Annotated in this window: 13 protein-coding genes; all 13 read left to right on the forward strand. The window is 41.8% G+C overall.

The window, feature by feature from the left end; all coding sequences use genetic code 11:
* Nucleotides 1-299: 299 nt before the first annotated feature.
* The 13 genes from BK120_RS33915 (at nt 300) to BK120_RS33975 (ending at nt 13,090) form a co-directional block, all read left to right on the forward strand.
* Nucleotides 300-650 carry a hypothetical protein gene (locus BK120_RS33915; protein ID WP_076271876.1) on the forward strand — a complete coding sequence of 117 codons (351 nt, stop codon included), beginning with the start codon at nt 300-302 and terminating at the stop codon, nt 648-650.
* Nucleotides 651-666: 16 nt separating this feature from the next.
* Nucleotides 667-1,419 (forward strand): hypothetical protein, encoded by a 753-nt coding sequence (locus BK120_RS33920; RefSeq protein WP_076271877.1) that lies wholly within the window; start codon nt 667-669, stop codon nt 1,417-1,419.
* The gene (locus tag BK120_RS33925) at nt 1,416-2,120 is read left to right on the forward strand and encodes a hypothetical protein (protein ID WP_256711113.1); all 705 of its coding nucleotides are present in this window, start codon (nt 1,416-1,418) and stop codon (nt 2,118-2,120) included. Before BK120_RS33920 ends, BK120_RS33925 begins: the two co-directional genes overlap by 4 nt.
* A 49-nt stretch (nt 2,121-2,169) precedes the next feature.
* Nucleotides 2,170-2,916 (forward strand): hypothetical protein, encoded by a 747-nt coding sequence (locus BK120_RS33930; RefSeq protein ID WP_076271878.1) that lies wholly within the window; start codon nt 2,170-2,172, stop codon nt 2,914-2,916.
* 712 nt (nt 2,917-3,628) lie between these two features.
* On the forward strand, nt 3,629-5,509 hold the full coding sequence (gene ltrA, locus BK120_RS33935) for a group II intron reverse transcriptase/maturase (RefSeq protein WP_076271879.1): 1,881 nt from the start codon (nt 3,629-3,631) through the stop codon (nt 5,507-5,509).
* A 188-nt stretch (nt 5,510-5,697) separates the two neighbouring features.
* Nucleotides 5,698-6,207, forward strand: coding sequence for a hypothetical protein (locus BK120_RS33940; RefSeq protein ID WP_076271880.1), 510 nt, complete (start codon nt 5,698-5,700; stop codon nt 6,205-6,207).
* A 1-nt stretch (nt 6,208) separates the two neighbouring features.
* Nucleotides 6,209-7,099: a ThiF family adenylyltransferase gene (locus BK120_RS33945; protein ID WP_076271881.1), complete on the forward strand. Its 891-nt coding sequence runs from the start codon at nt 6,209-6,211 to the stop codon at nt 7,097-7,099.
* A 1,039-nt stretch (nt 7,100-8,138) separates the two neighbouring features.
* On the forward strand, nt 8,139-9,014 hold the full coding sequence (locus tag BK120_RS36245; protein ID WP_256711114.1) for a reverse transcriptase domain-containing protein: 876 nt from the start codon (nt 8,139-8,141) through the stop codon (nt 9,012-9,014).
* A gap of 64 nt (nt 9,015-9,078) precedes the next feature.
* Entirely contained in the window at nt 9,079-10,023 is a 945-nt protein-coding gene (locus tag BK120_RS36250) for a hypothetical protein (protein WP_256711115.1), read from the forward strand.
* A gap of 508 nt (nt 10,024-10,531) precedes the next feature.
* Entirely contained in the window at nt 10,532-11,377 is an 846-nt protein-coding gene (locus tag BK120_RS33960; protein WP_076271883.1) for a phosphoadenosine phosphosulfate reductase domain-containing protein, read from the forward strand.
* Between the two features lie 42 nt (nt 11,378-11,419).
* Nucleotides 11,420-11,812, forward strand: coding sequence for a hypothetical protein (locus BK120_RS33965; RefSeq protein ID WP_076271884.1), 393 nt, complete (start codon nt 11,420-11,422; stop codon nt 11,810-11,812).
* 125 nt (nt 11,813-11,937) lie between these two features.
* The gene (locus tag BK120_RS33970) at nt 11,938-12,195 is read left to right on the forward strand and encodes a type II toxin-antitoxin system HicB family antitoxin (protein ID WP_256711116.1); all 258 of its coding nucleotides are present in this window, start codon (nt 11,938-11,940) and stop codon (nt 12,193-12,195) included.
* A gap of 184 nt (nt 12,196-12,379) precedes the next feature.
* Entirely contained in the window at nt 12,380-13,090 is a 711-nt protein-coding gene (locus BK120_RS33975; protein ID WP_076271885.1) for a hypothetical protein, read from the forward strand.
* The last annotated feature ends 403 nt before the right edge of the window (nt 13,091-13,493 follow it).

Here is a 13,493-nt window from a genome sequence, read left to right on the forward strand (position 1 = left end):
TTTGTTTTTTACAGATTTCAAAACATTGAAGAGAGGGTGCCTCTAAAGCCTATGGCTTTTGAGACACCCTCTTTTATTTCTTTATCCTCTCAAGCACGTATGATATAATGTTGTCATTACGAGGTTAACTTTAAATTTTCTTTGCTGTCATTGATTCGGCAAAGAACGGGTAAAATCGGTCAACGACCGTCATTAAACAACAGGGTGTAGTAACCGGAGAACATTAAGTATGCCTATTTCGGCATGCTTTTTTTGTTCCCGGTTTTTTTTATGCCCAAAAAAGGGAGGATATTTACAGGATGAGGATTAACCTTAATCGATTAAGAGAAAGTTTGCCCAAACGTGATGAATACCAGCAGAGTTATTCACCAGGATTATTTCGTGCAATCGATATTGCCCACCATAATACCGATAGTGCTTCAGTAGATTGGAGTTCATTTACATTATCGGAGGCAGAGCAGGCTCTCGATCACGCGATGAATTACGTTGATTCTGAGTATACGGATTACGAACTCGAGCACGATAGCGACGCAGAACAATGTCCGAATGAAGGAAACGCCATTCATGAGTTTCTGCATAATACCGAGGTCGTCTTCGCAATCAAGCACTCAGTACCAGAGAAGCAGACAGAAAACGTCGAATTCTTTTAAGAGGGGTGGAGGTAATTTGGAAAAATCTTATTTGTGTGCAGAACAAGTCTCTCAAATGCAAGCTCAGTACGATGCGATGAATCTCATCAAAATCGTGTATGATGCAGGTTGCGATGTAGTAAAAGATCCTATCAACTACTACATTTATGAGTTTGGCAATCAGGCAAATATTTTCTGGAAGTGTATGATACGTGTTTTCGGTGATGTTGTCCGAACCTTTGAAACTGTCAATGAATATGGACAGTCGATAAATAGTTTCCATATTCCTATGCCAGAACTCATCGAGTTTTTTCGAATTGTCAATCAATCCGAGCATGGAAAGTACAAGACCATGTTTGTGAATATGATGGCACACAGCGATGATTATTTCTGTGAATTTGAAATGGAAGGCACAGTAACAGGGGACTCTCTTCACATCACACTGACCAATGAAATGGGTTTGTACTCACCAATGCTAAAGCAACTGGTAGCCATTCGAAATATTGTTCGAGAGGAAATCCGAAATCGGAAACAAAAGATCGTGAACGGTCTGAAGAATCTTGTATTGACAAAAATTGTTCATGATCGTCTCGGTGTTTCGATCTCCGTTTCGTTAGGGGAACACGTAGATGTTGTGTTTGGACTGATCTTAGAGCAGTTGGAATTCAAGCATCTTCTTGATCTTCTTGATCCTAATGACGCGCTCTCGTACGAAACTATGATCAATATGCTGAATACGATTCTTGATAAGAAGGCAATTCAAACTAATAGAGGGGAAGTGGCAGCGTGAGTAATCAGACTGCACAAATTGAAAAAGAAACCGGGACGAAGATGGTCATTACAATTCAGGAACATGGTATGCCCTCAATTGAAGAGTTTTCAAACGGCGTTAGTATGGGGAGTGGGGCATACTCACATGAAGCTGTTGTGAGGGCCATTATGCAATCCCTAGAGTATAACGCAATTCAAACACCTATATTGCCGAAGAACGCAATAATGTATTTTGAAGGTCCAATGCAAAGGTATTGTGTTATGGAGATACCAGCGCATAAACGTACCGCTTTTTATCACGAAGCGGTTCTCAAAGGCGTTCCTTTCCCGAGAATAGTAATGGTTTTCAAATTACAATTGCAAAAAAAGGAACTTCATATTATGGATGTCTATGTTGGAGCGCTCGCGAGCGATGCGATTAATATTGAAGATGCAGCAGTTTACTTTTATCCCTATACGAATGTCAAAGAAGACTTCTCCGTGTGTTGGGGTGGACAGCAGCTTCCTATAATCGAACGCATATCGCAGCTCAGCACATTTCCGGATCTATTCTTTAATTCGCCCAATTCAGACTGCTATTACCACTCTGCAAATAACAGTAAGAAGACTTATCGTGAACTGGTCGGATTGCTTAAGGGCAAGAAATTTCCGGATGAATACCTGAAAGCAACAGGGTATACATTCCAAGAATGGATCAAAAAATTCACATCCTCTATCTAGCTTTAATTGGTGGTAATTCATAAACATAAATTAACTGGAGGTTTTTTATATGTCACATGATCTGTTTTCCTACTTTGGAGTCGATGATTCTAATTCTTCAACTAAACCGATTAGCAGTCCCGCTCCTGAAGGCGAAATGGGATCAGCATCTGATGCAACAGCTGGATCTGCAGCCGATGATCGTTCAAATGATACGTGCGAAACCGGGACTGATAAAAATAAAGTCGTTTATCTCGCATCTGATAGGCTCAGAGGGAATAAAAGCCCAAAAGAACAACCAGATGATGCTTGCGAAGATGAAGATGTTTTAAGTGAAGATCCTGAAGAGGACGAAGTTGCTGCTGAATACGCCGAACTTGGAGGTATGTCAGCAAATACAGAAATCGTCAAATCGGATTTGAAGTCTACCGTAACCACTGGAAATACAGAAGCCAAAAAGGAAGAGAAGAAGCCAGCATTTAACCATGTCACGTATATCTGCTATGCAGGACATAAATTCCTGATCACTAAGTTCTTCGATCAAGAAAAACTGGCCACTCTCGATCTAGAGAACGTTCGTAAGCGTTTGGAGAAAGACTTTCCGGAGCTGTCAAAACAGCGGACTAAAATGGAGTGGGATGAGAGAAAGAACATTATCTGCCCCATGGTCACTGGCGGTAAGAAAGGAGCCTCATTCAGCCAAGGGCTGAAAGGCTTCTTTTTTCGCTCAAAGGATCTTTTTGAAAAAAAAGAACCTATCAACATACTTGCTGCTCGAGATGGGTATTACGAAGTACGTGGTGTGCGTTGTTCCTAGACAATCTGCGTGGAGACACGCAATAAAACTAGGGGAATCCACTGGATTCTAACTTTTAGTCCGAATAGGTAGGGGAAGTACCTGCTATGGTTTGAAGGTTGGCAAACCATCCCTAATACTCCGACATGCCCACATCATCTATCTGTTGTAGGTATGAAACTCGGTGAAGGCGCTGAAAGCAGACCTGGAAAGCGGTTAGCGAAGTAAGCGGGGGGCCATAAGCTAGCTATGCCTACAGAACACATTGTGTTGGAAGGAATCCTCGGAGGTACGCTTCGTAACGTAGAGTTCGACGAATAAAAAGTTGGACGCCCCCGTTTGGGGGTTCAATCGCAGAATGGTTCTCGCGTATGACCATTTCTGTACTGTCTTCTATTAGATAGTGTCCTGCGCCCTCCAACCAAGGGCAAAAGGATGGTTGACGGAGTATAGAGGAAGGCTAAGGCTAGTTTTCAAAGGCTAGGATTAAAGGAACGACGGAACTTCGGAAGGGTATGCAAAGGATGATAGGATCCGATGACCCTAAGCAATAGGAAATGATTGCTGAATCCGAAGGGCAGCAGCCCGTAGTAGCATTGAAGTGGGGTAATGCCCACGGAGCGAAGGGGCATAGTCAGTTTGAACTCAAAGCATCCATCAACCTGTCGAGGAAGCCGTTGTGCAAACCTGACTAACGTCAATACGGCGAATCCTCACAAAGGAGGTGGTCGCATTGGCTCAAAAATTCGACTATCCAAAATCGGAAACTGATCTTCAGGAGACTATTGATAAGCTTTATTCGGAGAGCCGAGATACAGTATCACGCGGCGATTTGCCCAGATTCAAAGGCTTACTTGAAATAATGTCGGCCGAGCCAACTATCCTGTCTGCTATTCATAAACTCAAGCGAAACAAGGGCAGTGAAACTCCTGGTTCCGATAGCCAACGTTTAAGAAGGGACATTCTCCAACAGGATTACCAAATAGTCATCTCTAGGGTGCAGGAGTGCTTCAAGCATTATAGACCCAATCCCGTCAGAAGGGTGTATATCCCTAAACCAGGAAAGAGAGAGAAACGACCACTAGGAATTCCAACGATCATCGATCGCATTGTTCAAGAGTGCATCCGCATGGTAATCGAACCAATCCTTGAGGCTCAATTTTTCAAACACTCTTATGGGTTCCGACCGATGAGAGACGCAGACATGGCATTGGCTAGAACGACTACTCAAGTGAAACATACAGGATATCATTGGATTATAGAAGGGGATATCAGCAAATTCTTCGACAACGTGAACCATTCCATCCTTCTACGGAAGTTGTGGCACATGGGAATCAGAGATCAAAGGGTTTTGATGATAATTAAAGGCATGCTCAAAGCCGGTATCATGGACGAAATGAAGACTAATCAGCTTGGGACACCCCAAGGCGGAATCATTTCTCCCCTACTTGCCAACGCATATCTTGATACCTTTGACCAATGGCTAATCAGGGAATGGGAAGAGAAGAAAACCCGACACCCTTACACTATGAATGACAATAGGTTAAGGGCATTAAGGAATCACTCCAATCTCAAACCTGCTTACCTTGTGAGGTACGCTGACGACTGGGTACTCATTACCAACACAAAATCTAGTGCAGAAAAATGGAAGAGACGCATTTCCAGATTCCTTGACGTCAAACTAAAGTTGAAACTCTCTGAGGAAAAGACTCTTATAACTGACGTAAGGAAACGACCGATTCAATTCGTAGGATTTAACTTCAAAGAGCGAAAGAATGGGCCGGATAACTGGGTGACCAGTACCCGACCTAACCCCGAGCGACTAAGAAGTAAAATCGATGAAATTCGCTCCGCCACAAGAAATCTCAGGCGGGTTCGTATTATCAATAACGTCAACTTCAAAGAACAACTGGTCAGCGATATCCACCGACTGAACAGCAAAATCAGAGGAGTTGTAAACTACTACGAATCCTCGACCATGGTTAACGTCTATATGGCGAAATACGCCAATTCTCTTAATTTTCTCGGTAGAAAGGTGGTCGCAAAATACGGAGGCGGGGTTTGCCCAGCTAAAGAGGTTTATAACCTCCAATCCATTCACGCTAGCTACGACTCAAAAATCCCTTTCATCCAGTTAAACGACTGGAAAATAGGGATTACTGACTTTCGCTTCTGTAAATGGAAGAAGGGCACGCTCAAGAATCCGGACGAAAGTCCGTTTACTAAAGAAGGTCGATTGTTATACGAGCATCGATCCCTCAAGCGACCAGTGAGTGTTAGGGCTGACGAAATTCTCAGTCATAGCCTCATTACACTGCTTGCGATCGGCAAAACAGAGCGCCTGTATACATTCGAATACTTCTTGAACCGTCCGTATGCCTTTAATCGCGACAAGGGGAAATGTCGGGTATGTGGAAATCCGCTATCAGCGGATAACATCCATGTGCATCACATCAACCCTGCACTACCACCATTGTTGGTAAACCGCATTCCAAATCTCGCAAGTGTTCATATCGGATGTCACCGTACAATTCATAGTGATTTCGACTTTGAATATCTCGGAAGCAAAATCTGGAGAAAAATTCTCGGTTTTAGAGAAAAGTTGAATGGGTGAGTTGAGATCGAATTGATGGAACGCCGTATGAAGGGAAACTTTCACGTACGGTGTGAGACGGGGGAAAAGGGGCCGTAACAGGTAATGCTGACGCACCCCCTTACCTATCGTCATAAAATGCAATTGGTGTATTCATTGCTAAAGCACCTATTGTAGAGGAATTGGAGTCTTGCAAAGATGGATTTAAAATGAAGCTGCCGAAGATTCCTGAATATCTATTTGCACAATTGATTTCGTTCTTTTCAGACTACGCCATGCACGAAGTTGAAGTAATGGGCGTTTTCTATTGGGATACGGAAGATGAACGTTACGTCCTGGATGTACCATTCCAAATTGTTACAAAGGTTTCCATCGATCCACATTATAGTGAAGTTCCGTTGCACTATATCAAGGTTGCGGAAATCCATTCTCATAACACAATGGAAGCATACTTCAGCAACGTAGACAATGAAGATGAGTTAGGTACAATGTTATACGGTGTGGTTGGGCGCCTGCAGCAGGGAGTCTGTCAGATCACTTACGATCTTTGCACCCGTGCTGGGGTAGCCGGTCGATTTATTCCCATCAAGCCTAACGCCATTGTTGAAGGAAACTATCCAGAGGATAAGGTAAAAGTGCTTGATCCTGTTTCTTATCCAGAAGGATGGAACAAACGTGTTCATATGAAATTTAGACAATTAACTAATGGAGGAATTTAATATGATTAATATACTCGGGTATCACGATAAGGATTCAGTTAAATCTTACGGAGAAACAAAAATATCCAAGATATACTATTATATTGTTATGATTGGCTGTGGGGGTAATGGAGGTTATGCCGTCCAGCGTATTGCTAAGATGATGAGCGCTTTTACAGGGGTTTCCTCATTTCTCATGCTGGCCGATCCCGATACAGTCGAAGAAAAGAATCTACTTCGTCAGCCATTTATTGGCTCCGATATCGGAAAGAAAAAGGCTGATGTGTTAGCTAAGCGATACGGAGGGACTTATGGATTGAAAATCGGTTCATTCGCTGATGCGTATATCGAATCAGTTGATCAACTAGAAGACCTTTTCTCACATACGGATTATTTAAAAACGAGCGGAAAGCATCTCCAGAAGGTATTAATCGGGGCGGTTGACAATGACTTTTCCCGCAAAATTATGAATGATTTTTTCAAAAAAACGGACGACCTCATTTACATCGACGCTGGTATCGAGGGCGTTTATATACCTGATGGAAATAGAGAACCCGAAGAATGGACGAACGAAGAAAGGCAAGAGCATCTACAAAGTGGTTATTCTGGACAAGTCGTCGTAGGAGTGAAGAAAAAAGGGAGCGTAATACTCCCACCGCTTGATGAGGTTTACCCCATCGATGCGAAAGATCCAATCCCACCCTCTCATAGCTGCGGCGTCGAACCTTATCAGCCACAACGCATGATCTCAAACGAGTATGCTGCCTTACAAATTTCCACTGTTATAAATGAACTATTTGCTTCTGATTGTGTACTTATAAATGTAGCTAATTTTTCTGCCAATACAGGTAATTGCCGCCCTATATATTCGGATGATGTTCATTTGAATCCTAACCGGTTATCAGCCCTGTAAGACAAAACAGTTGATGGAGGGGACGCGAAAGCGTCCTACTCAATCATCTATCTTAGATAAATATGTTATGTCGATGACTCACGCTCTTTATATTGACGTAATACCTTAGATATACTAATATTGTCTTATTACGTTGTGATTTGTTTGTCTTTGTCGCTGAATTTCGACAAAGAAGGTGCAAGCCGGAGAACTCGGCATATATATTAGGGCTTTTTTAGCTATGGAGACGCATGACACCTTTGGTGTCTTTTTGTGTTTCTATAGCTTTTTTTTGCCCAAAACAGGAGGTTATTCAATGGCGTCTTCAAAGGGATACAAAGCGATAGTCGTGCGCGGTGTTCCTAGACAATCTGCGTAGAAATACGCAACAAAACTAGGGGGTAATTTTCAAATTACCTAACTTCTTGTCCAAATTGGTAGGGGAGGTTCCTACTAAAGAATGAATGTTGGCATTCTTTCCCTGATCCTCCGACATGCATTCATCAGTTACTTGATGGATGTATGAAGCTCGGTGAAGTCGGCGAAAATCAGACCTGTGAAGTGGTTAGAGAAAGTAGTCGGGGGGCTATAAAATTGCTATGCCTAAAGAAATTGAATCTCTATTATTACGGTTCGTAAGTTTGAGGGAGTCGAACAAGAAGACTCTCGCCCATATAAGTGGGTTCAATCGTGGCAGAGGTATTTGACTATTGCCTTTGCGATATGTGTCCATCACGGGCATGTGCCTACAGTCCTCCAACAACGGACAAATAGGTGGTTGACGGATCAGAGGAGAAGGCTACGGCTATTTGTAAAGCTAGGACAAGAGGAACATCGGAACTTCGGAGGAAGATGCCAAGGGAAGTAAATCCCGATGCTTCCAAACATAAGGAAATGGATGTTGAATCCGAAGGGCAGCAGCCCGTAGTAGTCCGAGCTTGGGAAAGCCCAGCACATGGCGAAGGGGCATAGTCAATTCTATCATTTGAGTCCACTCAACCTGTCGAGGAAGCCGTTGTGCAAACCTGACTAAAGTCAGTACGGCAAAACCTTTAAGGAGGTGGTCGCACTGGTCCAAAAATTCGACTATCCGAAATCAGAATCTGAGCTTAAAGAGGTATTAGACAATCTTTACACGGAAACTAAGTGCGCAGTTGAAAACCACGAACGGCCGACCTTCAAAGGTCTGTTAGAAATCATGACAGCCGACGCAACTATTCTCACAGCGATTCACAACATCAAAGCCAATAAAGGTAGCGAGACAAGTGGGTCGGATGAAGAAACACTGCGGATTAATATCCTGCAGAAAGAATACTCAGAGGTCATTGGTAGGGTTAAGGCCTGCTTTAAGCAGTACCGCCCACTGCCGGTTAGGAGAGTATTAATCCCTAAACCCGGCAAATCCGAAAACCGACCTCTTGGGATTCCAGCTATCATCGACAGGATAGTTCAAGAATGTGTGCGGATTGTTATCGAGCCTATCCTAGAAGCGCAGTTCTTCAAGCACTCCTATGGATTTAGACCGATGCGTGACGCAAACATGGCGATCGGAAGGTTGACTCACATCACCCATAGCACTGGTTATCATTGGGTCGTCGAAGGTGACATCAGCAAATTCTTCGATAATGTAAACCACCGTATACTTCTTAAAAAATTATGGAGTATAGGTATTCGCGATCAAAGAGTTCTGATGATCATCAAATCTATGCTTAAAGCGGGTATCATGGACGAGCTCAAGATCAACCCCTTGGGAACCCCTCAAGGAGGTATCATTTCTCCTTTACTCGCAAACGCATACCTCGATTGCCTCGACAAGTGGATTACACGGGAATGGGAAGAAAAGTCCACAAGGATTAAGTACGCAAATAGGGACAGCAGAATACAAGCCCAGTTGCTACGTACTAACCTTAAACCACCTTGTCAGATATGCCGATGATTGGGTGTTAATAACAGACACTAAAAGCAACGCCGAAAAATGGAAACGGAGAATTTCAAAATACTTGGATACTAAGTTGAAACTCAAGCTTTCCGAAGAGAAGACGCTTATTACCAATATTCGAAATAAACCCGCCCAATTTGTTGGTTTCAACATCAAGGAAGTAGTTGGGAAATCCCGCAAAGGTTGGATTACCCGAACAAGGCCCAACCCAGAAAGATTGAAGACAAAAGTCAATGAGTTGCATAGGCGGATTAAATCGCTCAGATGGCTTCGCTCCAATGGAGACGACAGCTTCAGAGAACGAATGATCCACGAAATTAACGTCATTAACTCTTCAATACGCGGAATTATCCAATACTACGAAATTGCTACATGGGTTCATGTTGATTTGCAAAGGTACTCACGTACTCTTGAATGGGCAGCGGTCAAAACGTTACGAAAACACGGTGGATTCAGAAGTCCAGCCAATACCGTCCATAACTTACCGTCTGTACATTCGGAATATAAGGTTACGATTCCGGCGATCCGCTACAGAAACATGACGGTTGGCATTACAAACCTCGGCTTCTGCAAATGGAAACAACCGCTATATAAGAATCAGGATGAAACACCTTATACTCTTGCAGGAAGGTCGAAGTATCAAAAACGTACTGGGAAGAAACCTCTTATTGTGCGTGCCGATGAGCTACTCAGCGAATCGCTGTCTATGGTCATTGGGTTACAAAACAATAAGCCTCTATACAACTTTGAATATCTTCTTAACAGACCTTACGCCTTCAATAGAGACAAGGGATTATGTCGGGTATGCGGAGAGTTACTTTTAAGCTCAAACGTACATACTCACCATATCAACCCAAATCTACCTATGAACTTAGTCAACCGTGTAACGAATATGGCGAGTGTGCATAATTATTGCCATAGCATGATTCATGACGGCAACGATTACGAACACAAAAATACAAAAGCTTGGAAGAAAATCAAAGATTTCAGAAATAAGTTGAGATAGGGACTCGAAGGGTAGGATTGATGGAGCGCCGTGTGCGGTGAAAGTCGCACGCACGGTGCGAAGCGGGGGAAAAGGGACACATAACGGGTAATGCCGATGTTTACCCTTACCTATCGCTATCATTATTACCTACAAAAAGACTGTTGGAGTATTCACGTTAAGTCCTGCTGTTACCAAGGTCATTATGTCATTATTCAAGGTCCATGGGAAACTGAGGTTAAACCTAACCGCAAAAGTAACCCAAGAGGTTGGGTAACAGCGCGATCCCATCAGATAACATATTTTTGTATGGAGGATGCTCTGCAACCCGTAAACCGAAAGATCTTAGAAGACGCTCTGCTGCATGCAGGTGGCCGACTCAGGTATGACAAGATGAATATGTCGTTCAATCTCTCAAATGGTCAGAATGGGCTATTATTCTCACCTGAAGGGGCATTTGTACTTCATCAGCAAAAATCTGATAATAGCGAATTTCTGTTTTCCTTCGCTGAAGGAGAGGATACAGCTAATGTCGGTTAACGTGGTGAATTGGAAAATTATACGAAGTGCAGAAGATTATGTTCTGCCGGTATTACCTTCTGAAATGCTCCCGCTTCATGAGTATGATGAGGTGCATGTGAACGTATCTGGAGGAGCTGATAGCGTGGCTACCGTATTGATTGCCATACACGGGTACCACATTCCAAAGGATAAAATCAAAATGGTTCACATGCGTGTTGATGGCAATCCAAATGATAAGTCAAAGCGACAATTGTTTGACTGGCCTCAAACCGATGAATACCTGCAGTATCTTAGCAAAACCCTGGAAATCCCCATAATAATAATATGGGGAGACATGAGTCTCGAAGAGAGGATTCGCGATCGTGGCATGTTTCCAGATTCAAAATGCCGATTCTGCACTTCATACATGAAACGAGATGTATATGCGAAATGGGTTCGCCAATTCGATAATTGTAAGATTCTTTTACTGACTGGGGAACGTTCGGAAGAATCTACCGAACGAGCAGCGAAAAATGTGTTTCAGTTGCACTCTTCTCACGCTGTCGGAAGAAAGAATCGAGTCGTCCACTGGTTGAAGCCTATTAAGGACATGCTGAAAAGCCAGGTCCGCCAGTTAGCCGCCGATCATGACATCGAGTTACACCCCTGTTATGAATGGGTCACCCGTTGCTCTTGCAAATTCTGCATTTTCAATACTTGTGCGGAGCTGCAGCAAACGTCAAAGTTATTTCCTGAAGATTGGGAATATCTGAAGCAAATGGAGCTCGATATCGGTCATACCATGAAGAGCAAGGACGGCAAATCGTATTCGCTATCAGCCTTCACTAAAGAGGACCAGCTTCCTCTATTCTGATCGTCATCTCTTATAAATATATTTTTTTAGGAGGGTAATTTTATGACAATATTCAAAGAAAAACAAATCAATAAATCACTTCCCTCGTTACTAGGGAACATGCAGAAGATTGCTCAATCAGTAATCATCAATGCAAAGTTTCTATCTGACTTTGAAATTAACGATCGTCTTACACTTGAAAGATGCAAAGAACCAAGCTTATTCGCTTGGTATGTATACGACTACGGAACCCATCTTTTTCCGCTCAATGATATGAACCAAGTGGCGGAGTTTCAAAAAGAATGGCTTCAAGGACAGTCAGTCTTTGAGAACAAAAAACAAAGTAACGATGATCGACTATATGTTTTAAATGTATTTACAGGTGATCTAAAACGAGTATTTGAATTCAAAAGAGAGAAAAATCTCGTAGATCATCTGCAGAAAGCAGCTGGATAAGTAACGGACACCTTGAGGAGGATGGAAGCGGCCAAGCATATTGTTTGCCAAATCCCTTCTATTCTCCAACTAGGTGCCCGTTGAATCCGGACCCTATTACTAATAAGAAAACGGGAGGTTTTATTATGACAGCTCAAAATAATATTAATGAATTACAATTTCAGGTGATGATTGAGGGAGACGCTGCAGAAAACGACTTTATTGCTTACATTCCCGCTCTTAGACTCGGTGCGCGTGGTGAAACGCTAGCAGAAGTTCGAGAAAATGCAAAGGATTTACTTCTAATGGAACTTGAAGCGCGCATTCGAGATGGAAGAGGTATCCCTGCGGACAACAATGCAAAAATGGAAATGATTCAAATTTCATTGCCAGTTACAAAGTAATTCCAGTCATATCCGAAACCGCCAGCCCTGGTGTATTGGGGCTTTTTCTTTTTTCTGAAATGCTTTTATTAAACCCTGCAATTTATATTCGCCTAACAGCCACGGACCATTAGGAACTTTAGGTTCTAAATGAAGGGTGCATTTGGGTGATGGATAAAAACAATGAAAAATGGAGGGATACAAAATGAATTTCACAATTAATTTCAAGAGAATGTTTGACAAGAACGAAGAAGTTTCATTTAGTTATTTAGAACAACTATGGTTCATTTTAAACTCGATTAATAACAAATTTCTTAAAACACTTGAAAACATCAAATTCAGTGTACCTAAAAGGTATTTGAACAAACTATTCAAAATGCAAAGAATTTCGTTAAAAGTGGCATTAAGAGAAATCAGATATATCGAAAGATATATTCTTATATACAACACAAATAGGGAATCTCTATTATTAGATGGGCGTTATAATAAAATGTATGGTCAAACTAGCCTCTATGACTATAAAGATTCTATTAATAATGATGTTATACGAAAGGATCGTATGTATGAAATGTATTTGAGTACTCTAGACCTCTACAAAAATCATATAAATTTTTTAAACTTAGCTTTATTGAGATCGGGCCATAAGAATGATACAGAAATTGTTAGATACCAAGAACTCGTATTAGAGTATGAAGACAAACTACAAAATCTTCAAATTGAGATCGATTTGGATAAGAAACGCTTGATGTATTTAGAGAACCATAATGTAGAAGAATTAAGAAAAGACGTTGATTTTATGAATTCATATGGTGTGTTTTTTGAAATAGACATCAAAGACCCTCTTGTTTATCTAAATAAAGCATTGGTCTTACAAAAAAATCCAATTATATCATTGATTGTTTCGGTAAAGACTTAGAGCAAGGCTATATTAAAATCTTTAATTTATTTTATAAGGTTAAACAAATAGAGAATATAAGAATATAAGCGGTGGTTTTAAATAAAATTTTATATTTTGATGAAACCGCGCCCATCCAGCGTGGTTTTTAGTTTATTGTTGCAATTTATTGTGCAAACCTGGATCGTCGGTACGGCCACGGCAACCAGCTGTACAGTGAAGCTGCTGTCAGAAGAAAATAAAGTTATAGACTCGAAAAATAAAGTTGTAGACTGGGAAAATAAAGTATTAGACTGGCAACGCCTATTAAGCTCCCTTGGTACGATATGTTTTTCTCACGAATGCTTGCTTATTCGCAGGATTTCGCCCGGTTGGTAAGGGCTGAAAGACAAGAAGGGGAACGCCGTGTTAGACTTCGACAACA

Origin of the sequence: Paenibacillus sp. FSL A5-0031 (genome assembly GCF_001956295.1) — a bacterium.
Taxonomy (GTDB): domain Bacteria; phylum Bacillota; class Bacilli; order Paenibacillales; family Paenibacillaceae; genus Pristimantibacillus.

What these genes read in the sequence shown, in the direction of transcription:
- BK120_RS33915 (WP_076271876.1), top strand. Translation starts at nt 300, where the DNA reads ATGAGGATTAACCTTAATCGATTAAGAGAAAGTTTGCCCAAACGTGAT.
- BK120_RS33975 (WP_076271885.1), top strand. Translation starts at nt 12,380, where the DNA reads ATGAATTTCACAATTAATTTCAAGAGAATGTTTGACAAGAACGAAGAA.
- BK120_RS33940 (WP_076271880.1), top strand. Translation starts at nt 5,698, where the DNA reads ATGAAGCTGCCGAAGATTCCTGAATATCTATTTGCACAATTGATTTCG.
- BK120_RS33930 (WP_076271878.1), top strand. Translation starts at nt 2,170, where the DNA reads ATGTCACATGATCTGTTTTCCTACTTTGGAGTCGATGATTCTAATTCT.
- BK120_RS33960 (WP_076271883.1), top strand. Translation starts at nt 10,532, where the DNA reads ATGTCGGTTAACGTGGTGAATTGGAAAATTATACGAAGTGCAGAAGAT.
- BK120_RS33970 (WP_256711116.1), top strand. Translation starts at nt 11,938, where the DNA reads ATGACAGCTCAAAATAATATTAATGAATTACAATTTCAGGTGATGATT.
- BK120_RS33945 (WP_076271881.1), top strand. Translation starts at nt 6,209, where the DNA reads ATGATTAATATACTCGGGTATCACGATAAGGATTCAGTTAAATCTTAC.
- BK120_RS33965 (WP_076271884.1), top strand. Translation starts at nt 11,420, where the DNA reads ATGACAATATTCAAAGAAAAACAAATCAATAAATCACTTCCCTCGTTA.